Raw genomic sequence first — 26,804 nt, forward strand, 5'->3', positions numbered from 1 at the left:
GAAGGCCCCTGTCGATGAAACCTGGCATTCAAACAAGCTGACACTTGTTTTCATACCAAAAAAATCCTTGTCAGCCGCCATATTGGCGACTCACTCGGGATTGTTCATTGGCACTGACAATCCAACACGCTGTTGAGTTCTCAAAGAACAACCGCTTCCGGTTCCAGGCCTTTGGGCCGTTCTTCCGGCTGCTTCTCAACCTTACCTCAGCGATTTTCTCCGCTTCAGTGGGGGGCTGGCCCCGTTCCAGTGGCTCCGAGTCCGTCTTTTGCTTTCCCCATAGGGAAAACTCCGACTTTCCGGTGTCTCCGGCCTTACCGCTTCAGGACCTTATCGCAGCGATTTTCGGCGCTGTGAGCGGGGTTCTGAGTTCCAGTGGCCCGACCGGCTGGCTCGCTTCCATCGAGTGGAAGCCCGCCGCACTGTTCGGTGCGCCTCTGGCCTTACACCCCCAGTACTCTACCGCAGCGATTTTCGGCGCTGCCGTGGGGGGTCCTGGGCTCCAGCGATCCGACCTGTCGGCTGGCTTTCTCTTTCGAGTGGGCCGTTCGATTTTCGTTCGGTGCCTCGCTGGCAGAGAGAAAGTTACGGCTCGATGGACAGCAGAGTCAAATCCGCTCCGAGTGTCCCCGGTCACAGTGCTTCTGGCGGCAGTTCCTGCCGCTGGGCGGTCGGACCCAGGTCGCCGGGGCGCCCCCGAGAACGGGGCACCCCACCGCCCTGCGTCGTGCCGGCCTGCCGGCGCCCGCGTGGTCAGGTAGCCGCCAGACGTTTCGCGCATCTCACTGAACGAACTGCTCGGACAGTCAGACCCGAGTCGCCGTTGCACCCCACCGCCCTGCGTCGTGCCGGCCTGCCGGCGCCGGCGTGAGCAGGTAGCCGCCGGACGTTTGCGCACCTCACTGGTCGAACTGTTGGGACGGTCGGGTAGCCACTGACAGCCTGTGGTTGCTTAGGCGGTGGACGTTTGGGCAGGTCGGGAGCGTTTGACTGCTGGTCGGTACGGGGACACGGCCGGGTCGCCGTCGATCCAGAAGCGCCAGGGTGTGCCCGCGCCCTCCCCGGCCACGCCCGTGCGAGGGCCGCTGAGCACCCGCTTCGGTGGCACGGACTTGCCGGCCAGCAGGCGTACCGACGACTGGGGATCCAACAGATCGACGCCGTCCGCGTCCCTGGTCAGGTCCAGGCACTTGGCCAACCGAGCTGGCCCGCGAGCCAGCTCGCGGTCCGTCGCGCCCAGCCGGCGGTCCCTGGCGATCTCGACGCCATCCACGACCTCGCCGCCACGGAACAAAACAGCCGATCCGACGCCAGCTGGGCGGCATGCCACATTCGCGCAAAAATGCATGCCATACGTGAAATAGACGTACAACGTGCCGGGTTTGCCGAACACCGAGGAGTTCCGCGCGGTCTGGCCGCGGTGCGCATGCGAGCCCGGATCCTCACCGATCCCCGCGTACGCCTCGACCTCAACCAACCGAAGCGTCACCCCGTTGGCGCTGAAGAAACACCCCAGCAACGCCTTCGCCGCCGTCACCGGATCCCCCGCCAGCACCCGCGCCAAATCCTTCGCCACGCCACTCCCTCTAGTCAGCAACTACCGCACCAGCACCGTCACCGAATGATGCCGCCCAAAATGTGCCGCCCCCGAACTCGAGCCTCCACCCTCCCACCGACATTCCCGTCCCACCGGGTTGGAGGGGCTAGCGGGAGGGGGAGGATGCGTGCGCCCAGAAACGTTTGGGGATGCGGCCGGCCCGGTACGCGTGGCGGCCGGCTTCGGTGGCCAGGCGCATCGCGACGGCCATTCGTTCGGGGTCGTCTGCCCTGGTCACGGCCGTGGCCATGAGCACGGCCGAGCAGCCGAGTTCCATCGCGAGAGCGGCGTCGGAAGCGGTGCCGACACCGGCGTCGAGGATCACCGGGACGCCGGCGCGGGCCACGATGAGCTCGATGTTGTGTGGGTTCCGGATGCCTAGTCCGGTACCGATCGGCGAGCCCAGCGGCATCACCACCGCGCAACCGGCTTGTTCGAGCCGCAACGCGAGGACCGGGTCGTCGTTCGCGTACGGCAGGACCGTGAAACCGTCCTCGACCAGCTGTTCCGCCGCGTCCAACAACTCCAGCGGATCCGGCAACAGCGTCTGGTCGTCCGCGACGACTTCCAGCTTCACCCACGAAGTGCCCAGCGCCTCGCGTGCGAGCCGAGCGGTCAGCACGGCCTCCGCTGCCGTCCGACAGCCCGCGGTGTTGGGCAGCGGCTCAATGCCCAACCGGGCGAGCAACTCCCACACCCCGGTCTGGCCGACGGCGTCCGCGCGGCGCATCGCCACCGTCGTCAACTCCGTCCCAGAGGCTACGAGCGCGCGCTCCAGCGACTCCAGACTCGATGCGCCGCCCGTACCCATCACCAGCCGCGACGAGAACTCCCGAGCAGCGATCACCAGCGGATCGTCCATCGCTCACCCTCCCTGTGTGGCGGTCAGGATCTCGACGCGGCTGCCATCGAGTACGGGCGTGCTGCCCCATTCCGAGCGCGGCACCACCGCGTCGTCCAACGCCACCGCGATGCCGCCGGTCACGATGCCCAACAGCTCCACCACCGAAGCCACCGTGGCCCCCTCGGCGAGCTCTCGGAATGACCCGTTGACCTGCGCTTTCATTGACTCCCCTTCACAGACGACAGATGCCGGTCCGGCCGTAAGGAATCCGGTGGATCAGCGCCAGCCAGCGTCGCGACCACCAGGTCCGCGGTGACTGGCGCGAGCAGGATTCCGTTGCGGTGATGGCCGGTCGCGACCACCAATCCCGGCTCCAGCCAGCCGACCAGCGGCCGGTTGTCCGGCGACCCGGGTCGCAACCCTGCGATGCATTCGACCAGCTCGTACTCCCCAATCGCCGGCATCACCCGCTCGGCGTCGGCCAACAGATCGCGCACGCCGCCGACGGTCACCGTCGTGTCGAAACCCGCCTCGTACTGAGTGGCCCCCAGCACCAGTCCGCCGTCGTCCCGCGGTACGAGATAGACGTGCCGCCCACCGACCAGCGCTCGCACCGTCCGACGCGGCGGCCCGACCGCGCCGACCCGAGCCCTCAATCGCAGGATTTCGCCTTTGACCGGCCGAATCACCTTGCTGAGCCGGCGACAGATCTGCCCGCTCCAAGCGCCGGCGGCGAGGACCACCACGTCAGCCTCGACCGTTCGACCGCTGGCCAACAAAACCCGGCCGGCGCGTACGTCCGCAGCCGCCTCGGCGACGTGCGGAACGCCAGAAATGGCTCTGCGTAAGGCATCCAGCAGTTGTCGATTGTCGACGGAGTAGTCGTCCGGCATCGCCAGACCGCCACGGACCGGGCCACCGATCGCCGGCTCCCGCACTCGTACGTCCCGCGCCCGCAGCACCTCGACACGGCGGCCCAGACTGTCCAAATAGGACGCGAGCCGATCCAGCTCGGCCCGATCGGAACCGTCGGCGGCGACCACGATCGTGCCGTCTTTTCGCAGCCCAGCCGACACGCCCGCAGCGGCTGCGAGCTCAGCCGCGTACGACGGCCAGAGCCGCACCGACTCGACGCCCAGCGCGAGCAGGCTCTCCTCGCCGGGCCAGGCCTCGGTGATCGGCGCGAGCATCCCGCCGGCGACGTATGAGGCTCCCGACGCGGGCGCCGGATCGACCAACGTCACCGACCAGCCGGCGGCCACCGCGCGCCAGCAAATGGACAGGCCGATGACACCACCGCCCACCACGACCACAGTTCTCGGCATTCCACGCTCCCTGCGCCGGCATGACCCGGATCAGGTTCGACGGTCGAAGCGGGTGATCGCTTCCTCTCAGCCCGGATAACCCCGGACTCCCGTGCGGACCAGCTCTCACTCTAACCCGAGAGATCGCTACGGTGAGGGCATGCCGAACCGCGATCCCCGGCGGCGCCTTGCCGACGCCCGGCTCTATTTGTGTACGGACGCGCGCCGCGAGCGCGGCGATCTCGCCGCGTTCGTGGACGCCGCGCTCGCTGGTGGCGTCGATGTCGTACAGCTCAGAGACAAGAGCCCGCTCGAAGCGCGAGAGGAACTGGCGGCGCTGGAGGTCCTGGCGGCGGCGTGTGAGCGCCACAACGCGCTGCTCGCGGTCAACGACCGGGCCGACGTCGCGCTCGCGGCCAGTGCCGATGTCCTGCATCTCGGACAGGACGACCTGCCGGTTTCCTGGGCCCGCCGCATCGTCGGCGACGATGTGGTGATCGGCCGGTCGACACACGATCCAGCACAGGCGGCAGCCGGTGCGACCGAGCCCGGCGTCGACTATTTCTGCACCGGACCGTGCTGGACCACACCGACCAAGCCGGGGCGGCCAGCGGCCGGGCTCGATCTCGTACGGGAGACGGCCGCCAGCGGCACCGCGAGGCCGTGGTTCGCGATCGGTGGCATCGACGCGGACCGGCTGGACGAGGTGATCGCCGCCGGCGCGCGCCGGGTGGTGGTCGTACGAGCGATTACCGACGCCGACGATCCACGTGCGGCCGCCGAGCGGTTCGCCATCCGACTGCGTAAGGAGGGCTGACAACCACGTGGACACCGCGACCCTGCGGCGGCTCGGAATCGAGGGCCTGACCGATCTGCTCGCACTGCGCCCGGACGTGACCGCCGAGCCGGCGCCGCGATCGCTGCAGGAACTCAGCGCCCGGCTGGACAATCCCCGCTCGGTCGTTCGTGCCCTGCACCAGGTCGACCTGCCCACCCTGCAGGTGTGTGAGGCGTTGGCCGCGCTTGGCGACCAGCCGTCGGTGAAGGACTTGGCGCACCTGATGGGTGTCCGCAGCCGGGACGAGGACCTGCAGCGCTGCTTGGCCGTCCTCCGCTCGTACGCACTGGTCACCGAAGACACCGGTGGCAACCAGCCCCGGCTGGTCGCCGACCACGGCGCGACGGTGGGGACCTTGCGGCTGGTAGCAGCGGCGCGGATGGCGTGGGATCCCCCGCTCGGTCTCGGCCCGCCGCTGGCCGACCTGCTGCCGGACCGGACCGTCGACGCCCTCGGCAAGATGTTGCTCGCCCTCAATATCCCCCGGCCGCGGCTGAAGGCCGAGATAGTCGACGCGCTGCTGGCCGCGCTCGGCGATCCGGAGCGGGTGCGATCGATCGTCGGGCACGGCGACGACGAGATCCAGGCCATCCTGGCCGAAACCGCCGAGACCGGTCAGGCCATCAGCAAGTTCGACTATCCAGCCGTACGAGCGAAAAACAACGTGTCGCCACTGGACTGGGCGGTGGCCCGCGGCCTGCTTTTCGTGAGCATGTGGGACAACACTGAGCTGGTGATGCCCTCGGAGGTCATGCTCGCGTTGCGGGACGGCGGTTTCACCGCGCCTTTCGAGCCGCGCCGGCCAGAGGTCGAGCACTGGCCGGTCGAGCCTGCCCTGGTCGCCCAGGACTCGCTCGCGGCGGCCGGCCGATTCCTGCGGTTGGTCACCGAAATCCTCGACCAGGCCGGTCGCAAGCCGATCCCGTCGCTGAAGAGCGGGAGGCTGAACGTACAAGAACGACGCCGGGTCGCGAAGACTGTCGAAGCCACCGCCGCGGAGGTCAACGCCGTCGTACGACTGGCCCTGAGCGCTGAGTTGCTGGCCGTGACCGACAAGGCGCTGTCGCCCACCGAGGCGTACGACGACTGGCGGCTGCTGGACCCGGCCGACCAGCTGGCGAACCTGCTGTCGACCTGGTGGACCCTGCCCGCGCCGGCGTCCCCTGACAAGGTCACCCACCCTGACCTGGACATTTCGCCTTTGCGCCGGAACATCCTGCGGGTCGCTGCGGCCACTGGGGAGGCGGTCAACGGCGAGAGAGCGGTCACCGCCGGGTTCTGGGCCGCGCCGGCCTGTTGGCCGGACGACCTCACCTCGGACGACGGGTGGGCGACCTGGCAGGAAGCGGTTCTCCTCGGGGTGATCGGCGCGGAGGCGGTCAGCCCGGCCGGTCTCGCGTTGCTGGCCGAGGATCAGGACGGACTACGCAAGGCCTTCGACGGCGTCGGTGAGACCGAGCACACCGTACGACTGCAGACCGACCTAACCGCCGTGGTGAGCGGCACCCCGAGCGCTCAGCTGCGGGCGTTGCTGGATCTGGTGGCCGATCGGGAGACTCGCGGCACCGCGTCGACCTGGCGGTTCTCCCCGGCGAGCGTCCGGCGCGCGCTCGACTCCGGCTATCCGCTGGAGGACCTGCTCGGCGATCTGGAGGCGGCCGCGAGCGGTTCGCTGCCGCAGCCGCTGGGCTACTTGATCCGCGATGTCGGTCGTACCCACGGAGGCATCCGCGCGGTCGAGGTGGCTTGCTGCCTGCGCTCGGAAGATGCCGCGCTGCTGACCGAAATCGTGGCGGACCGGCGGTTACGCGCTCTTGGGTTATGGACGCTCGCGCCGACCGTGGTAGCCAGCCCGCGACCGCTCGCCGAGACGCTGGATGCGCTGCGTACGGCCGGTTTCGCGCCGGTCGCCGAGTCCGCCGACGGCGTACCGATGCTGGAACGTGTCGTGCACCACCGTGCCGATCCAGCCGGGAAGCGCCGGACCGCGACGGTGTCCCGGACGACCGATCCGGCCGAACTGGCTCGGCTGCTGCTGGCCAGCTCGGACCACGACGCGGCGCTGACCCCGCCGTCGAACACCACGAACCTGCTCCGCCCGCAGGCTCGCCGGCTGAGCGACAGCGACCTGCGGATCCTCGCCGACGCGATCGACGAGCAGCGGCCGGTCAGCATCGACTACGTCACCCAGAACGGCGGCCACAGCCGCCGGGTGATCGAGCAGATCGAACTCGACGGCGCGGTCCTGCACGCATATTGCCGGCTCCGCGAAGACGACCGCGCCTTCACCCTCAGCCGGATCCTGTCCGTCGAACCCGTCACCGACTGATTTCCGTCAGACCCGGCCTTTCAGTGGGGGTCATGTTCTGTCGGTGCTCGGTGCGACGATGAACACATGACGGCGTGGCGGGACGTGGAAGCGGCGGAGCCGGAGTTCGCGCGGCGCGTACGAGCGCTGTTCGACGCTCACAAACACAAGACGATCGCGACCCTGCGTGCCGACGGGTCGCCGCGGATCTCCGGCATCGAGACGGTCTTCGAAGCCGGAGAGCTGGGTTTCGGCTCGATGCCGAAGGCGCGCAAGGGCGCGGACCTGCGCCGGGATCCGCGGTTCGCGCTGCACAGCAGCACCGTCGACCCGGTCGAGGGCGCCGAGGCGCAGTGGCCGGGCGAGGCGAAAATCGCCGGGCGGGCGATCGCCGCCGGACCGGACGACGACAGCTTCCACGCCGACATCGCCGAAGTCGTCCACACCCACCTCAACGAAACGGCCACGCTGCTCGTGGTCGAGTGGTGGACACCCGCCGCCGGACTCCGAAGAGTCGACCGCGATTAGGAGACACGCCCTAACTACCGGCCGGCCCAGGCGCGCTGGAGGGCCACGTCCTTACGAGCGTCCGCCAGTTGTTCCCGTACGCGATCAGGCGCGGTGCCGCCTACGGCGTTCCGGGAGGCGATGGAGCCGGAGACGCTGAGGACAGCGCGTACGGCCGGAGTGAGGTGCGCCGAGATGGCCGCCAGGTCGGCGTCGGTCAGGTCGGACAGCCCGATGTCGCGAGTCTCACACGCCTGGACGCAGGCGCCGGCGACCTCGTGCGCCTCCCGGAAAGGCACGCCCTGGCGGACCAGCCACTCCGCGATGTCGGTGGCGAGGGTGAAACCCAGCGGCGCGGTCTCGGCCATCCGCTCGGTGTTGAAGCGGATTGTCGACATCATGCCGATAAAGGCCGGCAGCACGGTTTCCAGCGTTTCCAAGGAATCGAAGACCGGCTCCTTGTCCTCCTGGAGGTCCCGGTTGTAAGCGAGCGGCAGGCCCTTGAGCGTGGTCAGCAGGCCGCTGAGGTTGCCCACCAGCCGACCTGTCTTGCCGCGCGCGAGCTCGGCGATGTCCGGGTTTTTCTTCTGCGGCATGATCGACGACCCGGTCGCGTACGCGTCGTCCAGCACCGCGTAGAAGAACTCGGCGGTCGTCCAGAGCACGATCTCCTCGGCGATCCTGGACAGGTTCACGCCCGCCATCGCGAGCACGAAGGCCAGCTCAGCGGCGAAGTCCCGGGACGCGGTGCCGTCGATCGAGTTCGCCACCGGGCCGTCGAAGCCCAGCTCGGCGGCCACGAACGCCGGGTCGAGGCCGAGTGAGGAACCGGCCAGCGCGCCGGATCCATAAGGCGAGTACGCCGTACGACCGTCCCAGTCGCGCAGCCGCGACGCGTCCCGGCTGAAGGCCTGGACGTGCGCGAGCAGGTGGTGCGACAGGAGCACCGGCTGAGCGTGTTGCAGATGCGTACGCCCTGGCAGCGCCACGCCCATGTGCAGCTCAGCCTGGTCGCAGAGCGCCTCGGACAGCTCGGCGAACAGCCGCCCGACGATCCGCGCGTGATCCCGGCAGTACATCCGGAACTGGGTGGCGATCTGGTCGTTCCGGGAACGCCCGGCGCGCAACTTTCCGCCGAGCGTGCCGAGCCGCTCGATCAGGCCGCGCTCCAGCGCGGTGTGCACGTCCTCGTCGTCGATGGTCGGCTTGAACTCGCCGGACGCGCAGGCCGCTTCGAGGTCGTCGAGCGCGGCAAGCATCGACCCGAGCTCGTCGTTGGTCAGCAGCCCGGCGCGGGACAGCACCTTCGCGTGGGCGCGGGAGCCGGCGATGTCGTACGGCGCCAGCCGCCAGTCGAACTGCACCGACACCGACAGTTTCGCCAGCGCGTCGGCCGGGCCGCCGGCGAACCGGCCGCCCCAGAGTCGGGTGGGTTGCTGCGTCGTCACGTCTTGCGACCCTACGGGAGCCACTTCGGCGGCCTGCGATTGCACTGCGTTACCCCTTCACGAACTTGAAGTTTTTGTTGCTGTGTCCACAAGACCGGCTCAGGGTTCTCGGTGGGCCCAGCGGCGAAGACGAGAGGCGAGATCCTCGCCGCCGTCGGAAGCGCGGGCGATGACCAGGATCGTGTCGTCGCCGGCGATGGTGCCGAGGATGTCGGAAAGGCCGGAGCGGTCCAGCGCCGAGGCGACATATTGGGCGGCGCCGGGCGGCGTACGCAGGACGACCAGGTTGCCGTTGGCTTCGGCGGAGGTCAGCAGCTCCTCGAGCACCCGCACCATCCTCGCCGGCGCGTCCACCGAAGGGCGCAGCGGGCCTTCACCCTCGTCGGGAATGACGTAGACCGACGGCTCGCCGTCCGCGCCGCGCAGTTTGACCGCGCCGAGTTCCTCCAGGTCACGGGAAAGCGTGGCCTGGGTGACCGACATTCCGTGCTCCGCCAGCAATCCGACCAGCTCGGTCTGCGATTTCACCGCACGCGTACGCACCAGCTCCGAGATTCGGGCGTGCCGGGCGGTTTTTGTGGGTGGCGCGGCCGAAGTCATCTCGACAGCAGCCAGGTAAGCAGCGCTTTCTGCACGTGCAGCCGGTTTCCGGCCTGCTGCCAGACCGCGCTGTGCTCGCCGTCCATCACCTCATCGGTGATCTCATCACCACGATGGGCCGGCAGACAATGCAGAACCACCACATTCTCGGCTGCCCGCCCGACCGCGGCACTGTCCACTGTGTACGGACGGAAGGGCCGGTGCCGGTCGACGCCGTCTTCCTCCTGGCCCATCGAGGTCCACGTGTCGGTGGCGAGCACGTCCGCGCCGTTCGCCGCCTCGGCCGGATCAGGTACGACCGCGACCGACCCGCCGGTTTCCTTGGCGATGGTCGCGGCCCGCTCGACAATCTCCGGCGCCGGGTCAAAACCGTCCGGGCCACACACTCGTACGTGCATGCCAGCCGTCGCGCCGGCGAGCAAATAGGAATGCGCCATGTTGTTCGCCGCATCGCCGAGATAAGTCAGGGTCAGGCCGGCCGTACGACCGAACTTCTCCCGTACGGTCAGCAAATCCGCCAGCAGCTGGCACGGGTGAAAGCCGTCGGTCAGGGCGTTGACGACGGGTACGCTCGCCGCGCTCGCCAGCTCGGCGATCCGGTCGTCGCCGAAAGTCCGGATAACAATCGCGGACACGTATTCTGAGAGCACTTTCGCGGTGTCAGCGATGGTTTCGCCGCGTCCCAGCTGCGAATTCTGCGCGTCCACGACCACCGCATGGCCGCCCAGCTCGGAAATGCCCACGTCGAAAGAAAGTCGCGTACGCGTCGAAGGCTTCTCGAAAATCACTGCCACCGACCGCGGTCCATCGAGCGGTTTTTGGCCGTAGCGGTCGGCTTTCATCGCGGCGGCGAGGTCCAGCACCTCGGCCTGCTCGGCCGGGCTCAGGTCATCGTCTCGCAGGAAATGCCGGGTCACTGGCCGGCCCTGTCCAGCGCGGTCGGCAAGGCGGCCACAAACCCGTCGGCCTGCTCATCGGTCAGGATCAGCGGTGGCGCCAGCCGGATCACGTCAGCGCAGGTCGCGTTGACGAGATAGCCGCTTTCCTGCAGCTCCTCCTGAAGCCGCGCCGCGATCGGGTCGACAGTGACCACGCCGATGAGCATCCCGGCGCTGCGGACCTTCGCGATTTTCCGATGGTCAAGACCTTCGATGCCGCTGACGATCCGCTCCCCCAGCGTCTTTGCCCGGTCCAGCAACCCTTCGGACTCGATGACATCAAGGGTGGCCAACGCGGCCGCGCAGCAGATCGGATTGCCGCCGAACGTCGTACCGTGCTTGCCAGGCGTCAAAAGCTCAGCAGCCGGGCCAAAAGCGAGGCAGACGCCGATCGGCAGGCCACCGCCGAGCGCCTTGGCCACCGTCACCAGGTCGGGTTCGATTCCCTCGGCCTGATAGGCGAACCAGCCGCCCGTACGCCCGATGCCAGTCTGGATCTCGTCGATCGTCAGCAGGGCGCCACTGTCCGCGGTGATCTGCCGAGCCGCGGCCAGATATCCGGGCGGTGACGGAATAACGCCGGCCTCACCGAGCACCGGCTCGACGATGACCATCGCGGTCTCGTCGGTGACGGCCGCGCGCAGCGCTTCCACGTCACCGAAAGGCACGTGCGTGACAGTTGGCAGCAAAGGCGCGAAAGGCGTGGTCTTCGCGGGCTGTCCGGTCAGCGAGAGCGCGCCCATCGTACGGCCGTGGAACGCGTCCACGGTGGCGACCAGATGCGTACGACCGGTCAACCGGGAGATCTTGATCGCGGCCTCGACGGCCTCGGTTCCGGAATTGCCGAAATACACCTTGCCGTCGCGGCCAGTCAGCGCCAGCAGCCGCTCGGCCAGCTTCACCACCGGTGGGGTAGCGAAGAAATTCGACGTGTGCGCGAGCGTCGCGATCTGGTCGCTGACCGCCTTGACCACCGCCGGATGGCCGTGGCCGAGCGCGTTCACCGCGATGCCGCCAAACATGTCCACATAGGACTTGCCGGTCTCGTCGGTGACCACCGCGCCGTCGCCTCGGACGAGGGCGGCGCGGGGACGGCCGTACGTGTTCATGATCGACGACTCAAACTGGTCGAGAAGGCTCATGACGGGTCCACCATCGTTCCGATCCCCTCCGGGGTGAAGATTTCCAAGAGCACCGAATGCGGCAGCCGGCCGTCGATCACGTGCGCACCGGAGCAGCCGCCCTGGACGGCCCGCAGGCAGGCCTCCATTTTCGGCACCATGCCACTGTCCAATGTGGGCAGCAGTTTTTCCAGGTCGTTGGCGTTGATCCGGCTCACCAACGAGTCGCGGTCCGGCCAGTTTCGGTACAGGCCCTCGACATCGGTGAGCACGACGAGCCGCTCGGCGCCCAGCGCGATCGCCAGGGCGGCCGCCGCCGTGTCCGCGTTCAGGTTGTGCACCTGACCGTCGACATCTGGGGCCACGGTGGATATCACCGGGATCCGGCCGGCTTGGATCAGGTCCGTCACCGCGTCCGGGTTCACCGACTCGACATCGCCGACCAGGCCGACATCGACCGCTTCGCCGTTCACGTACGCGGATCTGCGAGTCGCCGTCAGCAGCCGGCCGTCTTCACCGGACATCCCCACCGCCAGCGGACCGTGCGCGTTGAGAGTGTTCACCAGTTCACGGCCGACCTGCCCGACCAGCACCATCCGGACGATTTCCAGGGTTTCCGCAGTGGTCACCCGCAGGCCGCCGCGGAACTCACTGTCGATGCCCAGCCGGTGCAGCATCGACGAAATCTGCGGGCCGCCGCCGTGCACCACCACCGGCCGGATGCCGGCGGACCGCAGGAACACCAGGTCCTGCGCGAAAGCCTCGGTCAACGGCCGATCGGTCATCACGTGACCGCCGTACTTGATCACCACGACCTTGCCGTAAAACCGTTGCAACCATGGCAAAGCCTCGATAAGCGTACGCGCCTTGGCGACCGCGTCGACGGCGTGCGCCGGAATAGTGGCGCTCACGTCGAATACGCCGAATTCTCGTGGACGTACGCCTCGGTGAGATCGTTCGTCCAGATCGTGCCGCTCCGCGTACCCGCGTGCAGGGCCACCTTCACATGCACAGCCCTGCCTTGAAAAACGACCTTCTCCGGAGACTCGTCCGGCTCGCCGCCCGTACACACCTGGACGCCGTTGATCGCCACATCCAGTTGGTGCGGCTCAAAAGTCGCCTTGGTCGTACCAGCCGCGGCCAGCACCCGACCCCAGTTCGGGTCCTCGCCATAAATCGCGCATTTGAAGAGTGAGCTGCGGGCGACCGCGCGGCCGACTTCCAGAGCGTCCGCCTCCGAAGCCGCGTCGACCACCTCGATGGTGATGTCATGCGCCGATCCTTCGGCATCGCCCATCAACTGCATCGCAAGATCCTGGCAGACCGCGGTGACCGCTGAGGTCAGCTCGACCACATCCACCTCGATACCGGACGCACCGGATGCCAACAAAGTGACAGTGTCGTTTGTGGACTGACAGCCGTCGGAGTCGAGCCGGTCGAAGGTTGCCGCGGTCGCGGACCGCAGCGCCTGGTCGCAGGTCGCGCTGTCGGCCTTCGCGTCCGTGGTGATCACCACCAGCATGGTCGCCAGCGCCGGCGCCAGCATTCCAGCGCCTTTCGCCATGCCGCCGACACTCCAGCCATCCCGGCGTACGAGCGACTGCTTGGCGTGGGTGTCGGTCGTCATGATCGCCTCGGCGGCGTCATTCCCACCATCGCTGGAAAGTTTGTCCGACGCCTCGCGTACGCCAGCCAGCAGCCGGTCACGCTGGAAATGGACGCCGATCAGACCAGTCGAGCAGACCAGCACGTCGACCGCGCCGGAGCCGATCAGCTCGCCCACCAGTTCCGCGGTCGCGTGGGTGGTCTCAAAACCGGTGGCGCCGGTGTAACAATTGGCACCGCCGGAGTTGAGGACGACAGCCCGCAGATGCCCGTCCCGGATCGCCTGCTCGCTCCACAACACCGGGTTGGCTTTGCAGCGGTTGCTGGTGAAAACCGCCGCGGCCGCGTCGAACGGGCCGTCGTTGACGACGAGAGCAACATCTTTGTTGCCGCTGTCCTTCAACCCGGCGGTAACGCCAGCAGCCCGAAATCCGGCCGGATAGGTCACACTCACGGAGCCACCCCGTTGATCGGCAGGCCGGCCGTCTCGGCCAGCCCGAGAACGATGTTCGCATCCTGCACCGCCTGGCCGGCGGCGCCCTTGCCCAGGTTGTCGATCGCGCTGACCACGATGATCCGGCCGGAGTCGATGTCCACCGTGCCCTGCAAATGAGCCGAGTTGCTACCAAAAGTCGCCGCGGTGTGCGGCATCTGGCCTTCGGGCAGGACATGCACGAACGGCTCGGTTCCGTACGCGTCCTGCAAAACTTCGCGTACGTCCGCGGCTGTCACGTTTTTGGTCGGTTGCGCCGTCACCGTGGACAGCAGGCCACGAGGCATCGGGGCGAGCAGCGGCGTGAGAGACAGGGTTTTCGCTCTGCTGGCCTGCTTGATCTCCGGCACGTGCTGATGGGCACCCACTTTGTACGGCGAAAGGTCCCCCATCACCTCACTGCCGAGCAGGCGCGCCTTGGCCGACCGGCCGGCGCCCGAGGTGCCGGAAGCGGCTACGACCACCACGTCCTGCGGCGACGCGATGCCGGCGGCGATGAGCGGCGCCAGCGCGAGAATCGTTGCCACCGCGTAACAACCGGTGTTGGCGATCCTCTTGGACGCGGCGATCGCCGATCGCTGGCCCGGCAGTTCCGGCAGCCCGTACGTCCAGGTGCCGGCGTGCTCACCGCCGTAATAACGCTGCCACGCATCGGCGTCGGCCAGCCGAAAATCGGCGCCAAGGTCCACTATCGCGGTCTGTTCCGGCAGTTGCGCGGCCAGCGCGGCCGACTGTCCGTGCGGCAGCGCGAGAAACACCAGGTCCGCGGCGCCGAGCACGTCCACGTTGGTCGGCTGCAGCACCAGGTCCGCGAGAGTGACCAGCTGCGGGTGCACCTCCCCGACCCGCTTGCCGGCCTGCTCGTACGCGGTCGCCGCGACGACTTCCAGCTCCGGATGGCCCGCCAGCAGACGCAGCAGCTCGCCGCCCGCGTACCCGCTGGCACCGGCCACCGCCACCTGTATGCCCACCATGTCTCCTCTCGCCCTCCCGTACGACTATGCACTAGACCGCATATTCATGCAATCTCATTGCTCGTACGGTCGCACTCCTCTCTCGCTGACTGTGACGAAACGGCGGATGAAACGGACTTGGGTTCGGCGACTCCGCAGCACCGAAGTCAGATACCGTACTCACACGGATCAAGAGAGGGACAAGGGTGAGCGTCCGAGGTGTCGACCGGATGGCCGTACGCGCCGGCGCACACGATGACCGCGAATCCGTTCTGGCTTTGACCCGTAGCCTTGTGCGGATTCCCAGCCGCAGCCGTATCGACTCGTACGAGCCGATTGTCGACTACCTCATGACCTGGATGGCCAGCCACGGCCTCCCGGCCGCGGTCCTTCGCGACACCGCGGGCAACGCCGTGGCCGTCACCGCCCAGATCAGCGGCGCGGCCGGGTCACACTGGGTTCTGGACGCCTGCCTGGACACCGCACCGTTCGGCGACGAGTCCGCCTGGGCCCATTCGCCCACTTCCGCCGTCATCCAAAACGGCTGGATGTACGGCCGTGGCAGCAGCGACTCCAAGGTCGCCATCGCCATTTTCTGTCACCTCGCGGTGCGCCTTCAGGCCGCCCGCCATCGACTCCACGGGACCCTTAGCCTGCTCTTCGATCTGGACGAACACACCGGCGGATTCGCTGGCGCCAAGGCATTTTTCGAGGGTTCACAAGGCAACGCGGTCCGCCCGGACGGGGTGATGATCGGCTATCCGGGCCTGGACGCGTTGGTCATCGGTGGGCGAGGCGTCCATCGGCTCCAGATCGACGTACACGGCGTGGCGTCCCACTCGGGTGGCCGCGTGGGCACCCCCAATGCGGTCGACAAAGCAGCCGACCTCATCCGTCGTCTTCGGGCCACACCAATTCCCGCGACGGGGACGACACATTTTCCACCCGAAGCGAAAATTACCGTCACCGCGATCTCGGGCGGTCAAGGTTTCAGCATCACACCCGACTTGTGCCACCTGAACGTCGACATTCGCACGACTCCAACCTTCGACGACGAAGCCGCGACACAACACATCGCCGAGATCGTCGCCAGCGTCGACAAAGACTGGACCGCCACACCTGCGACGCGCGTTCAACTACTTCTGCATTGGCCCGCCTACGCACTTGACAAGGAGTCGCCGCTGCGCGCGACGATCATCGCGTCCGCCGCCGGTCACGGTATTCGGGTCCGACCAAAGATCGCTGGACCTTCCAACATCGGAAACTACCTCGCCGAACTCGGCATCCCAGCCACCGCGGGATTCGGCGTCGTCCACGCCGGTCTGCACGCCACTGACGAACGATTCCGAATAGACTCGGTTCCCGCTGTCCAAGCCATCTACCACGAGTCTTTGCTGATGCTCATGAGTCCGAAACTGCGCTAGCTCGCCGACGGCCAGATCTGTTGCGCAGTCGAACATTCTCGCGAGTGCGCGCCCGTACGAACGAATGCCCAGCACCTAATCGATCATTATCATCGCAGATTTGAGGCGCCGTCACGAGCGACCGCTGCCCCAGGCGAAGCAGGCCTCTACGTCCGCTTCGGCAAAACGATGGTGTCCTCCAAGAGTCCGGACACTCGGGAGTCGACCCGCGATCGCCCATCGTCTGACTGTGCGGGGGTCCACCCGGAAAAGGACCGCGACCTCGGCGGGCGTGAGTAGCCTTTCGGAATCCATCCAACACCTCCACTCCAAGGATCCCGGCTTTTTCGTCCCTCGCCTAATGCGCAGTCGAACCGAGGTCGGGACCGACACCGGCCGGTGACTTGACCAGCTGCGTACGGGACCCACCCCAGGTTTGTCGGGTGACTACGAGAGGACGGTCAGCCAAATAAGGGTGAGGTTGAGGACAATCACGGCCGCCGCGATCAGGCTGGCGATGACCACCGTCGTACGCGCGTTGGCCGACGCGCCCATGATCGCCCGGCGGGAGGTCAGCACGACCAGCGGAATCATCACGAACGGGATCCCGAAGGACAACACCACCTGGGAGATGATCAGCGCCCACGTCGGGTCGACGCCGATGCCCAGGATGACCAGCGCGGGCAGCAAAGTGACAACCCGCCGGATCATCAGCGGGATCTTCCGGCGGAGCAGCCCCTGCATGATCACGGCGCCGGCGTAACACCCCACTGACGTCGACGCGAGGCCCGAGGCCAGCAGCCCCACCGCGAAAAGCAGCGCGACCGGCGCGCCCAGCACCTGACCGATGGCCGCGTGGGCACCCTGCAGCGTGTCCACGTGAGAGCGGCCGCGCAGCGCGGAAGCGGCCAGCAACACCATGCCCAGGTTGACCGTGCCAGCCAGCAACATCGCCAGCACCACGTCCCAGCGGGTCGCCGACAGCAGTCGCTTGCGGGTCTCGCCGGACACCTGACCATGCCGGTCCCGGGCGAGCGCCGAATGCAGGTAGATCGCGTGCGGCATGACGGTCGCACCCAGCATGCCCGCGGCCAGCAGGACGCTCGGCGGGCCGTCGAAAGCCGGCACCAGCCCGCCCACGACTCCACTCACCGACGGCGGTGACCAAAACAGGCCGGCCACGAACCCGACGGCGATCACCAGCAACAGGCCGGAAATCACCCGCTCGAACGGTCGCTGGCCGCGCTGGCTCTGCACCGCCAGCAAGCCCAGCGACACCGCCCCGGTGATCACTCCGCCGACCAGCAGCGGCAGATGGAACAGCAGGTTCAGCGCGATCGCGCCACCGATCACCTCGGCCAGGTCGGTCGCCGCGGCCACCACCTCGGCCTGCAGCCAGTACGCCACTCGGGCCGGCCGGTTCATTCGGTCCCGTACCACCTCCGGCAGCGACTGGCCGGTGACCAGGCCGAGCTTGGCTGACAGGTACTGCAGCAGGCCGGCCATCAGGTTCGCCACCACGATGACCCAGACCAGTAGGTAGCCGTACCGCGCGCCGGCCGACACGTTGGTCGCCACATTGCCCGGGTCGACGTACGCGACCGCGGCCACGAACGCCGGCCCCAGCAGCGCGGACGAGGCGACCATCCGTGCCATCGTGGGCCGTACCTTCTGCAGCATTCCCTGTTCCTACCGCCTCATCCGTCCCGATGGTTCGTACCCCATCTTCGCCGATGTTCGTCCCAACGGCGGATCGAGAACAGGAAAAACGAACCTGGCATCTCACCATGGTCGTGACCGGCCGGGCCCGCCGATGGTGTCGGCGTACGGCCGTGGCGGCTAACCCGCTGCTCCGTGCTCGGGCTGCTGCGCCGCAGCGGCAGCACTCTACATAGGGTGCGGCGCGAAACTGTCGTACCGTCGTGAAATTTTGAGCCCCCGCCCTTTCAGAAGGGTGGGGGGCGGGTGGCGGGTTTTTATTACGTAAGTAACGCGCGCGCGAGATAAGCGCGCGTTCAACAGGGCACTGGCTGGCGGCTCGGCTGCCGGGCGGCTTGGCTTGCCGGGCGGCTTCGCCGAGTGCGGGACTTTATCCCGCACTCAACGCCGAGTGCGGGACTTTGTGCAGCGTTCGGTGTGAATACCGCGGGCTTGGCAGCCCAGGAGCCACACTGATCCCACAGGCCCCATATAGGGGCAGGCGCAAGAGACGAGCCGCTCCTGAACAGCGTTGACGCAATCGGAATCCGATTGTCACCGCGCCACCCCGGTGAGCTGCGGTTTCGGGATGGCGCGGTGACAATCGGACAAGGGGCTAACCGCGCAGGACCGCTCCGCAGCGGCGGCTGGCCTCGGCGACGGCGGCCTGGCGGGCGGCGGTCGCTTCCTCGACGGTGAGGGTGCGGTCGGGAGCGCGGAAGCGGAGCTTGTACGCCAAACTCTTGCGGCCCTCGCCGAGCTGCTCGCCCACGTAGACATCGAAGAGCCGCACGTCCTCGAGCAACTCCCCCGCGCCGTCCCGCAGTGCCGCCTCGACCTCGGCGGCCGGCGCGGTCGACGGCACGGTCAGCGCCACGTCCTGGGTGGCCGGCGGGTAGCCGGACACCTTCGGCGCGGACGGGTCCGGCTCACCGGCGTCCAGGATCGACGTCAGGTCGAGCTCGGCGGCCACCGTCCGGCGGGGCAGCTCCAGCGCCTCGCACACCGCCGGGTGCAGTTCGCCGGCATAGCCGACCACCTGCCCGTCGACACTGATCGCGGCGCACCGGCCCGGGTGCCACGGCGACTGCTCGGCGGCCGAAACGGTGATATCGACCTCGGCGGCCGAGGCGATCACGCGGACCGCATCCATGACGTCCGTCCACGAAAACTCCCGACCCTTGCCCCACCAGCCGGCCGGTTCGACCGCACCGGCGGCCGCGACCGCCACGTGCTCCCGCTGGATCGGCAGCGCCGCGTCCTGCGCGGCCAGCTCCTGCGCGGTCGGCCGGCGAGCGCCGGGCAGCACCGGGGCCGGCTGGCGGCCACCGACCGGCTCGGTGAAGGTCAGGCCGCATTCGTACGCCGACACGTCCCCGAGCCCGCGGCCAACGTTGCGTACGACCGTGGCCAACAACCCCGGCAGCAGGCTCGACCGCAGGTAGGACTGGTCGGCGGACAGCGGATTGGCCATCCGTACCAACCGGCGGCGCTCGTCGTCAGCCGGTACGCGCAGGCCGTCGAGCACCTCCGCGGACTGGAACGGGAACGACGGCACCTCGACATATCCGCCGTACGCGAGCGAGCGCGACACCGCACGGCGGCGACGCTGCCGGCGGGTCAGGCCACGGCCGGCCGGCGCGGCCGGCAGCACCGGCTCGATCCGGTCATAGCCGTCGATCCGGGCCACCTCTTCGGCCAGGTCGGCGAGCTCGATCAGATCGGCCCGCCAGGTCGGGGGGGTCACGGTGAGCAGGCCAGCGGACTCGGCGACCGCGCATCCGACCTGGCTGAGCCGCCGGGCGACGGTGGCCGTGTCGTAGTCCACGCCGACCAGCCGGGACACCCCGGCTGGGTCGATCTCGACCGCGGGCAACGGTGTGGGCGAACCGACACTGCCGATGCCACCCTCGGCGTGGGCGCCGCCATAAGTCGTCAGCAGCTCGCTGGCCAGGGCGATCGCGACCGGACCCATCGCCGGGTCCACCCCGCGCTCGAACCGCCGGCCAGCCTCGGACAGCAGCGCGTGCCGGCGGATCGCCCGGCTGATCGTGACCGAGTCGAAGTGCGCCGCCTCCAGCAGCACGTCGGTGGTCGCGGCGCTGATCTCGCTGTACGCGCCGCCCATCACGCCGGCGAGGCCCTGGATGCGCTCGGCATCGGTGATCAGCAGGTCCTCATCGCCCAGGAAGTCCCGCTTGACGTCGTCGAGCGTGACCATCGACTCGCCGGCCGCCGCCCGGCGCACCACGATCGGACTCGCGAGCTTGTCCAGGTCGTACGCGTGCATGGGCTGGCCGGTCTGCAGCATGACGTAGTTCGTCACGTCGACCGCGAGGGAAATCGGGCGTACGCCCGCTTTCGACAGCCGAGCCCGCATCCACAATGGACTCGGCGCGGCCGGGTCGAAGCCGCGCAGCACCCGGTAGCTGAACCGATCGCAGCCCAGCGGATCCTCGATGCGCACCGAGAAAGCCGGCTCCGCACCGGCCGGCAATTCAATGTCACCCGGGTCGGCGAAATCCTCGTCCAGCACGGCCGCGAGTTCACGTCCAAGGCCACGCACCGAAAGTTGGTAACCGCGGTCGGGAGTCGGCTCGGTGACAAGCACGTCGTCGTGCAGTCCCAGCAGTTCCACCGCGTCGGCGCCGATCTCGGTTTCCGGCGGCAGCACCATAATCCCGGTGTGGTCGTCGCCCAGCCCGAGCTCGCGGGCCGAGCAGATCATCCCGTCCGAGGTCTTGCCGTACGTTTTCCGTGCGGTGATAGCGAAACCGCCGGGCAGCATCGATCCCGGCAGGGCCACCACGACGCGGTCCTGGGCGGCGAAGTTCTGCGCGCCACACACGATTCCGCGTACTGCGTCGTCACTGTCCTTTGTGGATACCCGCAGCTGGGCCCACCGGATCGGCTTCTTGAAACCTTCCAGCACCTCGAAACTCAGCACCTCGCCGACCACCAGGCCGGCCACGTCCGCCGGGCCGGTGCTGACGATCTCGTCGACCTCAACACCGATCCGCTCGAGCAGGTCGACCACCTCGGTGGCCGGCCGGCCAGCCAGCGCCGGCACCGCTTCGACGAGCCACGACAACGGGACCCGCATTACGCCTCCACTCCGAAGTGCTGGGTGAACCGCAGGTCGCCCTCGGCGAACTCGCGCAGGTCCTCCACGCCGTGCCGGAACATGATCGTCCGGTCGATGCCCATGCCGAACGCGAAACCCGAATACTCGTCCGGGTCGATGCCGGCGGCCCGCAGGACATTGGGATGCACCATCCCGCAGCCGCCCCACTCGATCCACCGCGGGCCGCCCTTGGCCAGCGGGAACCACACGTCGACCTCCGCGCTGGGCTCGGTGAACGGGAAGAAGTGCGGCCGCAGCCGGGTCTTCGCGGCTGAGCCGAACAGCGCGCTGGCGAACCGGTCCAGCGTCCCGCGCAGGTGCGCCATCGACAGACCGCGGTCCACCGCCAGCCCCTCGACCTGCGCGAACACCGGCAGGTGGGTGGCGTCGTACTCGTCGTCTCGATAAGTGCGGCCGGGCACCACCACGTAGACCGGCAGCTCCCGGGACAGCAGCGAGCGCAGCTGTCCGGGTGAGGTGTGGGTCCGCAGGACGATGCCGTTTTCCGGCGGGTCAAGGAAAAGCGTGTCCTGCATGCTGCGGGCCGGGTGGTCCCGCTTGAAGTTCAGGCCGTCGAAGTTGAACCACTCCGTCTCGGCCTCCGGTCCCTCGGCGACCTCATACCCCATCGCCACGAACGTGTCCGCGATCAGCTCGGCGACGCTGGTGACCGGGTGCCGGGCACCGACCGGCCGGCGGCCGCCGGGCAACGTCACGTCCACTGTTTCTTCTCGCAGTACGTGGGCCTCGCGCTCGGCAGTCAACTGCGCACGGCGGCTGTCGTACGCGGCTTGGACGGCTTGCCGGGCCACATTCACTCGCTGGCCGGCATCTTTCTTGGCCTGCGGCGGCAATGCGCCGATCTCTCGACGGGCCAGCGACACCGGCGATCGGTCGCCGAAATGCGCGGGGCGCAGGGCCGTCAGCTCGTCAAGGTCCGCGGCGGCCGCAAAGGCCTTCTCGGCCGCCTCGGCGGCCGCGGTCAGGGCGTCCGGGCTGAGCGCGGCGACCTGTTTGGGATCGTAGGGATCGTTGGCACCTGACATCACATGATCGCTTCCGTGGGCGGACTCTCAGCAGCAGAGTCTATGGACGACGTCCGCACGGCTTGGCCGCGGCCCGCGAGGCCGGCGAGGACTGCTCAGACAGTCGCCGAGCAGGCGTCGATCGCGGCCCCAGCGGGCCGCGGAAATCGACGATCACGCACCATGGTGACGATTTTACCATCGCGGCCGCTGGGCAGCGGGACGCGGTCAGCACCGGACACCCCGAAACCCATCGGGTTTAGCGCCAAAAAAAAGATCTCGAACCAATAACCCATCGACCGAACCGCCATAGAAGCCCCTCGACCACCTGCTATAACGTTGTAAATGTATGATCGCCCGCTATTTACTATCCGTCACCTACCGAACACAAAATGACTTTTGTCATTTCTCCTTAACAATGCAACCAGCCAAGGCAAACCGTGAGTCTGTTAAACAAAAACGAGGTAGCTAAATGACGATGTCCAGGCGCGCCTTTGCCGTAGTGGCGGCCGGTGCGCTGCTGCTCGGTGGGGCCACCGCCCCTGCGCAGGCCGCCCCCAGCGGTGGCGCCGGGTTGGACGGCTGGCGCAGCGCACGGCTCGCGGTGGAACTACAGCACGCGATAGCGCAGCAGAATTTCAAGAACGTGCTCGACACCGAGCCGCCGGGCAGCGCGGCCGCCAGCCGGCTGGCCGCGATGTCCGACCAGGGGTACGAGCCGACGCCGACCCAACAGCGACTGCAGGCTCGTACGCTGAAGGCCGCCGCGACCACCCCGCAGCCGATCCACCAGACCCCCAACGTGGACGCCACGGTGATCGAGCTCGCCGCCGACGGCCACGCGCTCTCGGCCGCGAACGTGTTGCAGAGCCCGCAGTATCCGAACGGCCGGATCGTGCCGCTGGACGCGAACCTGTCCACCGACCAGGTCCGCTGGCGGTTCTGGGACGACACCCAGTGGGACGCCAACGGCGGCAGGGGCACCGACGACGTCATCGCCGGGGAGAACCAGCACGCTCCGATCGACTTCATGTCCCCCTATCCGGCGTCGGTGCTCAAGCTGATGGTCGGCTTCGGCGTGATGCAGCTGGTCGACAAGGGTGAGATCAAGCTGGACGACCCGTATTCGTACGTCCGTGCCGGCACCACTGGCTCGGCCTGCGGCACGAACGTCACCAAGCCGATCCGGCAGTTCTTCGACGAGATGATCACCGTCTCCAAGAACGAGTCGACCTGCGCGCTGATCAAGCTGCTGTGGGACCACAACGCGGTCAGCGGCCTCAACCAGCAGTTCGTCGACCTCGGCCTGCCGTATTTGCGGCTGGTCGGCACGAACCCGCAGAACGGCGGCACCTGGGGCGGGTCGAACATGAACTCGCTGGACACCGCGAAACTGCTGATGATCCTCAACGGCGCGGCCGGCCGGCTCTGGACCGCCCCGAACGGCTCCCCGGTCACCAAGGCGCTGCTGACCGACAGCTCCCGGCAGTTCTTCCTGTCCGAGCTGGGGCAGAACGCGCTCAGCCAGGTCTTGTCGACCACGGTCTGGTGTGGACGTGCGTACCCGGCGCCGGGCATCCCGGCGAAGCTGGCCGATCGCTGGGTGAACCCGACAAACGGCACGGTGACCGCGGACGGACGCGTGTACGGACAGGACGTACGCCCATGCAACGCCGCCGCGCAGGTGACATATGCACACAAGACCGGCTTCGTGGACACGTCCGGCCAGGATGCCGGCATCGTGCAGAACCTTCCTGGCAAGGCCTCGCGTCATTTCATCGTGGTGGTGCACACGAACCTGGGCACCCGCTACATCGACGTGAACCGCCCGGCCGACCCGCCCGGTATCTACCCGGTCGTTTACACCGAGAAGTTCGGCCTGCTCGGCAAGGCCATCGATCAACTCGTGACCAACCACCACAACAGCTAAACCCTTTCTCAACGAGGAGAACACATGAAATCGCATCGACGCCGGCTGCCTTGGTATGCCGGTTTCGCGGTGGGTACGGCGGCGGTCGTCGCCGGCGCCCTCGTGGTCGTCGGCGTGGGAGGTCAGGCCTCGGCGGACTCGGACGGCGGCAACGGCTGGCGCAGCGCCCGCCTCGCCGTGGAGCTGAAGGCCGCCATCATCAAGCAGAACTTCGGCAACGTGCTGGACACCACCCCGCCGGGGTCGGCGGCGGCCAAGCGGTTCGCCCCCAGCGCGGCCGAAAAGGACGGCATGGAGCCGTCCGTCGCCCAGGTCGCACAGCGGCTGAAGGCTTTCGCGGCCGCCTCGCCGGCCGCGTCGCCGCAGATCCACCAGACCCCGAACGTGGACGCGGCGGTCATCGAGCTGGACCACCAAGGCCACGCGGTCTCGGCCGCCAACGTGCTGCTGAGCCCGCAGTACCCGACCGGCAAGGTCGTCCCGCTGGACAAGAACATGGCCACTGACCAGGTCCGTTACCGTACGTGGGACGACGACACCTGGGACAACAACGGCGGCTTGGGCACCACCGACGCCATTCCCGGCCGGGAGAACGCCCCGATCGACTTCATGTCGCCGTATCCGGCATCGGTCTTCAAGCTGATGGTCGGCTTCGGGATCATGCAGCTGGTCGACAAGGGCCAGCTCAACCTGGACGACGATTACGCGTACGACCGGACCGGCGCGCCGAACACCGCGTGCGGCCTGAATGTCACCAAGCCGATCCGGCAGTTCTTCGACGAGATGATCACCGTCTCCAAGAACGAGTCGGCTTGCGCGATGACCAAGCTGCTCATCCAGAAGAACTACCTGACCACGCTGAACCAGGAGTTCGTCGACCTCGGCCTGCCGATGCTGCAGATCAACGGCGTCCGGGCGGTTGACGGCGGGCACTGGGGCGCCAACGTGATGAGTTCGCTGGACACCGCGAAGCTGCTGATGATCATCAACGGCGCCGGTGGCAAGCTGTGGACCGCACCGAACGGCACCGCGGTCACCAAGGCGCTGCTGACCGACAGTTCTCGGGCGTTCTATCTGAAGGAACTCGGTGACCAGGGGCTCAACCAGCTGCTGTCGACCACCAACTGGTGCGGCCGGGCGTACCCGGCGCAGGGCCTGCCGCAGAAGGTGGCGGACCGCTGGATCAACCCGGCCGACGGCACCATGACCGTCGACGGCCGCGTGTACGGCCAGGACGTACGCCCGTGCCAGGCGACCGCCCAGGTGACCTTCGCGCACAAGACCGGGCTGGACACCACCGCCGGGAACGACGCCGGCATCGTCACCTCGCTGCCCGGCAAGGCCGGCCGGCACTTCATCGTGGTCGTTAACAGCAACCTCGGCGACCGCTACATCGACACCAACCGGACCGCCGACCCGCCGGGCATCTACCCGGTGCAGTACACCGAGAAGTACGGCCTGCTCGGCAAGGCGATCGACCAGTTCGTCACCAGGCACCACAACGGCTGACAAAGTTCCTGACCCCGGAGATGCCGACCTGGCGTCTCCGGGGTCTTTTTAGCCAGTAATTCCCTTCAGGAGGACAGATGAAGTCACACCGACGCCCCAAGCGTTGGTACGCCGGTGCCGCGGCGGTCGCGGTCGCCGGCATCGCGGCCGGTGCGGTGATCGTCGCCGCCACCGGCTCGGCCTCGGCGGACACCGACGGCGGCAACGGCTGGCGCAGCGCCCGCCTCGCCGGCCAGTTGCAGGCAGCGATCAACCAGCAGGACTTCGCGAACGTGCTGGACACCATCCCGCCCGGCTCGACCGCGGCGAAGCGGTTCGCGCCGAACGCGGCGGAAAAAGACGGCATGGAGCCGCCGGTCGCGCAGATCGCGAAGCGGCTGAAGTCGCTCGCCGCCACCACGACGCCCACCCCGATCCACCAGAACCCCAATCTGGACGCGGCGGTGATCGAGCTCGACGCCAGCGGGCACGCGATCTCGGCGGCCGACGTGGTGATGAGCCCGCAGTATCCGAAGGGCAAGATCGTTCCGCTGGACGGCAACCTCTCCACCGACCAGGTGCGCTACCGGGCCTGGGACGACGACACCTGGGACAGCAACGGCGGCCAGGGCACGATCGACGCGATCCCCGGCCGGGAGAACGCGCCGATCGACTTCATGGCGCCCTATCCGGCCTCGGTTTTCAAGCTGATGGTTGGTTTCGGCGTCATGCAGCTGGTCGACAAGGGCCAGCTCAATCTGGACGACACGTACGCGTACGACCCGACCGGAGAGCCGGCCGGCAGCGCATGCGGCGGGAAGGCCACCAAGCCGATCCGGCAGTTCTTCGACGAGATGATCACCGTCTCCAAGAACGAGTCCGCGTGTGCGCTCACCAAGCTGCTCATGCAGAAGGACGCGGTGACTCCGCTCGACCAGCAGTTCGTCGACATGGGTCTGCCGATGCTGCAGATCAAGGGCGAGCGGCCGGCCGACGGCGGCCGCTGGGTCGACAACATCATGAGCTCGCTGGACACCGCCAAACTGCTGATGATCCTGAACAGCAGCCCCGGCCCGCTCTGGACCGCGCCGAACGGCAAACCGGTCACCAAGGACGTGCTCAGTGACGCGTCTCGTGCGTACTTCCACCAGGAGATCGCCGACCAGGGCCTCAACCAGGTGCTGTCGACCACCAACTGGTGCGGCCGGGCGTACCCGGCGCCAGGCATCGCGCAGAAGATCGCGGACCGCTGGGTCAACCCGACCGACGGCACGGTGACCGCCGATGGCCGCGTTTACGGCCAGGACGTACGCCCCTGCCAGACCAACGCCCAGGTGAGTTTCGCCCACAAGACCGGGCTCGCCGACACCTCCGGCAACGACGCTGGCATCGTCCAGTCACTGCCCGGCAAGAACGGCCACAACTACATCGTCGTGGTCAACTGCAACCTCGGCTACCGGTACGTGGACCCGAACCGGCCGGCCGACCCGACCGGCATCTATCCGGTGCAGTACTCGCAGAAGTACGGCCTGCTGGGTAAGGCGATCGACGGCATCGTGGCCGGCCACCACAACAGCTGA

At 67.8% G+C, this 26,804-nt stretch carries 22 protein-coding genes and 1 riboswitch; of the genes, 7 read left to right on the forward strand and 15 right to left on the reverse strand.

Annotated elements, in window-relative coordinates:
* Positions 1 to 952 precede the first annotated feature (952 nt).
* From ABD301_RS18185 to thiO, 4 genes are all read right to left on the reverse strand, one after another.
* Entirely contained in the window at positions 953 to 1,576 is a 624-nt protein-coding gene (locus ABD301_RS18185) for a DNA-3-methyladenine glycosylase (RefSeq protein WP_344311438.1), read from the reverse strand.
* 127 nt (positions 1,577 to 1,703) lie between these two features.
* Positions 1,704 to 2,459: a thiazole synthase gene (gene thiG / locus ABD301_RS18190; protein WP_163571913.1), complete on the reverse strand. Its 756-nt coding sequence runs from the start codon at positions 2,457 to 2,459 to the stop codon at positions 1,704 to 1,706.
* Positions 2,460 to 2,462: 3 nt separating this feature from the next.
* Positions 2,463 to 2,663, reverse strand: a complete 201-nt coding sequence (gene thiS / locus ABD301_RS18195) for a sulfur carrier protein ThiS (protein WP_344311439.1) — start codon at positions 2,661 to 2,663, stop codon at positions 2,463 to 2,465.
* Positions 2,660 to 3,766, reverse strand: a complete 1,107-nt coding sequence (thiO, locus tag ABD301_RS18200) for a glycine oxidase ThiO (protein ID WP_344311440.1) — start codon at positions 3,764 to 3,766, stop codon at positions 2,660 to 2,662. Before thiO ends, thiS begins: the two co-directional genes overlap by 4 nt.
* Positions 3,757 to 3,869: riboswitch (TPP riboswitch) on the reverse strand. Its footprint overlaps the gene before it by 10 nt.
* Before the next feature lie 36 nt (positions 3,870 to 3,905).
* Here thiO and thiE point away from each other — a divergent pair.
* From thiE to ABD301_RS18215, 3 genes are all read left to right on the forward strand, one after another.
* The gene (gene thiE / locus ABD301_RS18205; protein ID WP_344311442.1) at positions 3,906 to 4,562 is read left to right on the forward strand and encodes a thiamine phosphate synthase; all 657 of its coding nucleotides are present in this window, start codon (positions 3,906 to 3,908) and stop codon (positions 4,560 to 4,562) included.
* Between the two features lie 7 nt (positions 4,563 to 4,569).
* The gene (locus ABD301_RS18210) at positions 4,570 to 6,912 is read left to right on the forward strand and encodes a helicase-associated domain-containing protein (protein WP_344311443.1); all 2,343 of its coding nucleotides are present in this window, start codon (positions 4,570 to 4,572) and stop codon (positions 6,910 to 6,912) included.
* Positions 6,913 to 6,978: 66 nt separating this feature from the next.
* Positions 6,979 to 7,419, forward strand: coding sequence for a pyridoxamine 5'-phosphate oxidase family protein (locus tag ABD301_RS18215; protein ID WP_344311444.1), 441 nt, complete (start codon positions 6,979 to 6,981; stop codon positions 7,417 to 7,419).
* Between the two features lie 14 nt (positions 7,420 to 7,433).
* Here ABD301_RS18215 and argH read toward each other — a convergent pair whose 3' ends face one another.
* The 7 genes from argH to argC all read right to left on the reverse strand — a co-directional run bounded on the left by argH (position 7,434) and on the right by argC (position 14,577).
* Positions 7,434 to 8,846, reverse strand: a complete 1,413-nt coding sequence (argH, locus tag ABD301_RS18220; RefSeq protein ID WP_344311445.1) for an argininosuccinate lyase — start codon at positions 8,844 to 8,846, stop codon at positions 7,434 to 7,436.
* A gap of 99 nt (positions 8,847 to 8,945) precedes the next feature.
* A complete protein-coding gene (locus ABD301_RS18225) occupies positions 8,946 to 9,446 on the reverse strand; it encodes an arginine repressor (protein WP_344311447.1) in 501 nt (166 codons plus the stop codon).
* On the reverse strand, positions 9,443 to 10,363 hold the full coding sequence (gene argF, locus ABD301_RS18230; protein ID WP_163571909.1) for an ornithine carbamoyltransferase: 921 nt from the start codon (positions 10,361 to 10,363) through the stop codon (positions 9,443 to 9,445). The genes ABD301_RS18225 and argF overlap by 4 nt, the downstream gene beginning before the upstream one ends.
* Positions 10,360 to 11,526, reverse strand: coding sequence for an acetylornithine transaminase (locus ABD301_RS18235; RefSeq protein ID WP_344311449.1), 1,167 nt, complete (start codon positions 11,524 to 11,526; stop codon positions 10,360 to 10,362). Before ABD301_RS18235 ends, argF begins: the two co-directional genes overlap by 4 nt.
* On the reverse strand, positions 11,523 to 12,416 hold the full coding sequence (gene argB / locus ABD301_RS18240; RefSeq protein ID WP_344311450.1) for an acetylglutamate kinase: 894 nt from the start codon (positions 12,414 to 12,416) through the stop codon (positions 11,523 to 11,525). The genes ABD301_RS18235 and argB overlap by 4 nt, the downstream gene beginning before the upstream one ends.
* Entirely contained in the window at positions 12,413 to 13,564 is a 1,152-nt protein-coding gene (gene argJ, locus ABD301_RS18245; protein WP_344311452.1) for a bifunctional glutamate N-acetyltransferase/amino-acid acetyltransferase ArgJ, read from the reverse strand. The genes argB and argJ overlap by 4 nt, the downstream gene beginning before the upstream one ends.
* On the reverse strand, positions 13,561 to 14,577 hold the full coding sequence (argC, locus tag ABD301_RS18250) for an N-acetyl-gamma-glutamyl-phosphate reductase (protein WP_344311453.1): 1,017 nt from the start codon (positions 14,575 to 14,577) through the stop codon (positions 13,561 to 13,563). The genes argJ and argC overlap by 4 nt, the downstream gene beginning before the upstream one ends.
* A gap of 185 nt (positions 14,578 to 14,762) precedes the next feature.
* Between argC and ABD301_RS18255 the strand changes: the two genes are divergently transcribed.
* Complete coding sequence (locus ABD301_RS18255; RefSeq protein WP_344311454.1) at positions 14,763 to 15,980, forward strand: M20 family metallopeptidase; 1,218 nt, start codon at positions 14,763 to 14,765, stop codon at positions 15,978 to 15,980.
* Positions 15,981 to 16,091: 111 nt separating this feature from the next.
* Here ABD301_RS18255 and ABD301_RS18260 read toward each other — a convergent pair whose 3' ends face one another.
* The 4 genes from ABD301_RS18260 to pheS all read right to left on the reverse strand — a co-directional run bounded on the left by ABD301_RS18260 (position 16,092) and on the right by pheS (position 21,827).
* Complete coding sequence (locus ABD301_RS18260) at positions 16,092 to 16,274, reverse strand: BldC family transcriptional regulator (RefSeq protein ID WP_163571906.1); 183 nt, start codon at positions 16,272 to 16,274, stop codon at positions 16,092 to 16,094.
* Between the two features lie 132 nt (positions 16,275 to 16,406).
* Entirely contained in the window at positions 16,407 to 17,639 is a 1,233-nt protein-coding gene (locus ABD301_RS18265) for an Nramp family divalent metal transporter (protein WP_344311455.1), read from the reverse strand.
* A 634-nt stretch (positions 17,640 to 18,273) separates the two neighbouring features.
* The gene (gene pheT, locus ABD301_RS18270) at positions 18,274 to 20,760 is read right to left on the reverse strand and encodes a phenylalanine--tRNA ligase subunit beta (protein ID WP_344311456.1); all 2,487 of its coding nucleotides are present in this window, start codon (positions 20,758 to 20,760) and stop codon (positions 18,274 to 18,276) included.
* Positions 20,760 to 21,827, reverse strand: coding sequence for a phenylalanine--tRNA ligase subunit alpha (pheS, locus tag ABD301_RS18275; RefSeq protein ID WP_344311458.1), 1,068 nt, complete (start codon positions 21,825 to 21,827; stop codon positions 20,760 to 20,762). The genes pheT and pheS overlap by 1 nt, the downstream gene beginning before the upstream one ends.
* Before the next feature lie 451 nt (positions 21,828 to 22,278).
* Between pheS and ABD301_RS18280 the strand changes: the two genes are divergently transcribed.
* The 3 genes from ABD301_RS18280 to ABD301_RS18290 all read left to right on the forward strand — a co-directional run bounded on the left by ABD301_RS18280 (position 22,279) and on the right by ABD301_RS18290 (position 26,804).
* Positions 22,279 to 23,736: a serine hydrolase gene (locus ABD301_RS18280; RefSeq protein WP_344311459.1), complete on the forward strand. Its 1,458-nt coding sequence runs from the start codon at positions 22,279 to 22,281 to the stop codon at positions 23,734 to 23,736.
* 24 nt (positions 23,737 to 23,760) lie between these two features.
* Positions 23,761 to 25,245 (forward strand): serine hydrolase, encoded by a 1,485-nt coding sequence (locus tag ABD301_RS18285; protein ID WP_344311460.1) that lies wholly within the window; start codon positions 23,761 to 23,763, stop codon positions 25,243 to 25,245.
* A 77-nt stretch (positions 25,246 to 25,322) separates the two neighbouring features.
* Positions 25,323 to 26,804: a serine hydrolase gene (locus ABD301_RS18290; RefSeq protein ID WP_344311462.1), complete on the forward strand. Its 1,482-nt coding sequence runs from the start codon at positions 25,323 to 25,325 to the stop codon at positions 26,802 to 26,804.

It is taken from the genome of Fodinicola feengrottensis (assembly GCF_039530045.1).
GTDB lineage: Bacteria > Actinomycetota > Actinomycetes > Mycobacteriales > HKI-0501 > Fodinicola > Fodinicola feengrottensis.

Excerpts from the sequence above, each read along its gene's own strand:
- thiO (WP_344311440.1), bottom strand. The coding sequence starts at position 3,766 with ATGCCGAGAACTGTGGTCGTGGTGGGCGGTGGTGTCATCGGCCTGTCC.
- ABD301_RS18265 (WP_344311455.1), bottom strand. The coding sequence starts at position 17,639 with ATGCTGCAGAAGGTACGGCCCACGATGGCACGGATGGTCGCCTCGTCC.
- ABD301_RS18235 (WP_344311449.1), bottom strand. The coding sequence starts at position 11,526 with ATGAGCCTTCTCGACCAGTTTGAGTCGTCGATCATGAACACGTACGGC.
- pheS (WP_344311458.1), bottom strand. The coding sequence starts at position 21,827 with ATGTCAGGTGCCAACGATCCCTACGATCCCAAACAGGTCGCCGCGCTC.
- thiG (WP_163571913.1), bottom strand. The coding sequence starts at position 2,459 with ATGGACGATCCGCTGGTGATCGCTGCTCGGGAGTTCTCGTCGCGGCTG.
- thiS (WP_344311439.1), bottom strand. The coding sequence starts at position 2,663 with ATGAAAGCGCAGGTCAACGGGTCATTCCGAGAGCTCGCCGAGGGGGCC.
- ABD301_RS18290 (WP_344311462.1), top strand. The coding sequence starts at position 25,323 with ATGAAGTCACACCGACGCCCCAAGCGTTGGTACGCCGGTGCCGCGGCG.
- argC (WP_344311453.1), bottom strand. The coding sequence starts at position 14,577 with ATGGTGGGCATACAGGTGGCGGTGGCCGGTGCCAGCGGGTACGCGGGC.
- ABD301_RS18225 (WP_344311447.1), bottom strand. The coding sequence starts at position 9,446 with ATGACTTCGGCCGCGCCACCCACAAAAACCGCCCGGCACGCCCGAATC.
- thiE (WP_344311442.1), top strand. The coding sequence starts at position 3,906 with ATGCCGAACCGCGATCCCCGGCGGCGCCTTGCCGACGCCCGGCTCTAT.
- pheT (WP_344311456.1), bottom strand. The coding sequence starts at position 20,760 with ATGCGGGTCCCGTTGTCGTGGCTCGTCGAAGCGGTGCCGGCGCTGGCT.
- ABD301_RS18280 (WP_344311459.1), top strand. The coding sequence starts at position 22,279 with ATGACGATGTCCAGGCGCGCCTTTGCCGTAGTGGCGGCCGGTGCGCTG.
- ABD301_RS18215 (WP_344311444.1), top strand. The coding sequence starts at position 6,979 with ATGACGGCGTGGCGGGACGTGGAAGCGGCGGAGCCGGAGTTCGCGCGG.
- ABD301_RS18260 (WP_163571906.1), bottom strand. The coding sequence starts at position 16,274 with ATGGATTCCGAAAGGCTACTCACGCCCGCCGAGGTCGCGGTCCTTTTC.
- ABD301_RS18285 (WP_344311460.1), top strand. The coding sequence starts at position 23,761 with ATGAAATCGCATCGACGCCGGCTGCCTTGGTATGCCGGTTTCGCGGTG.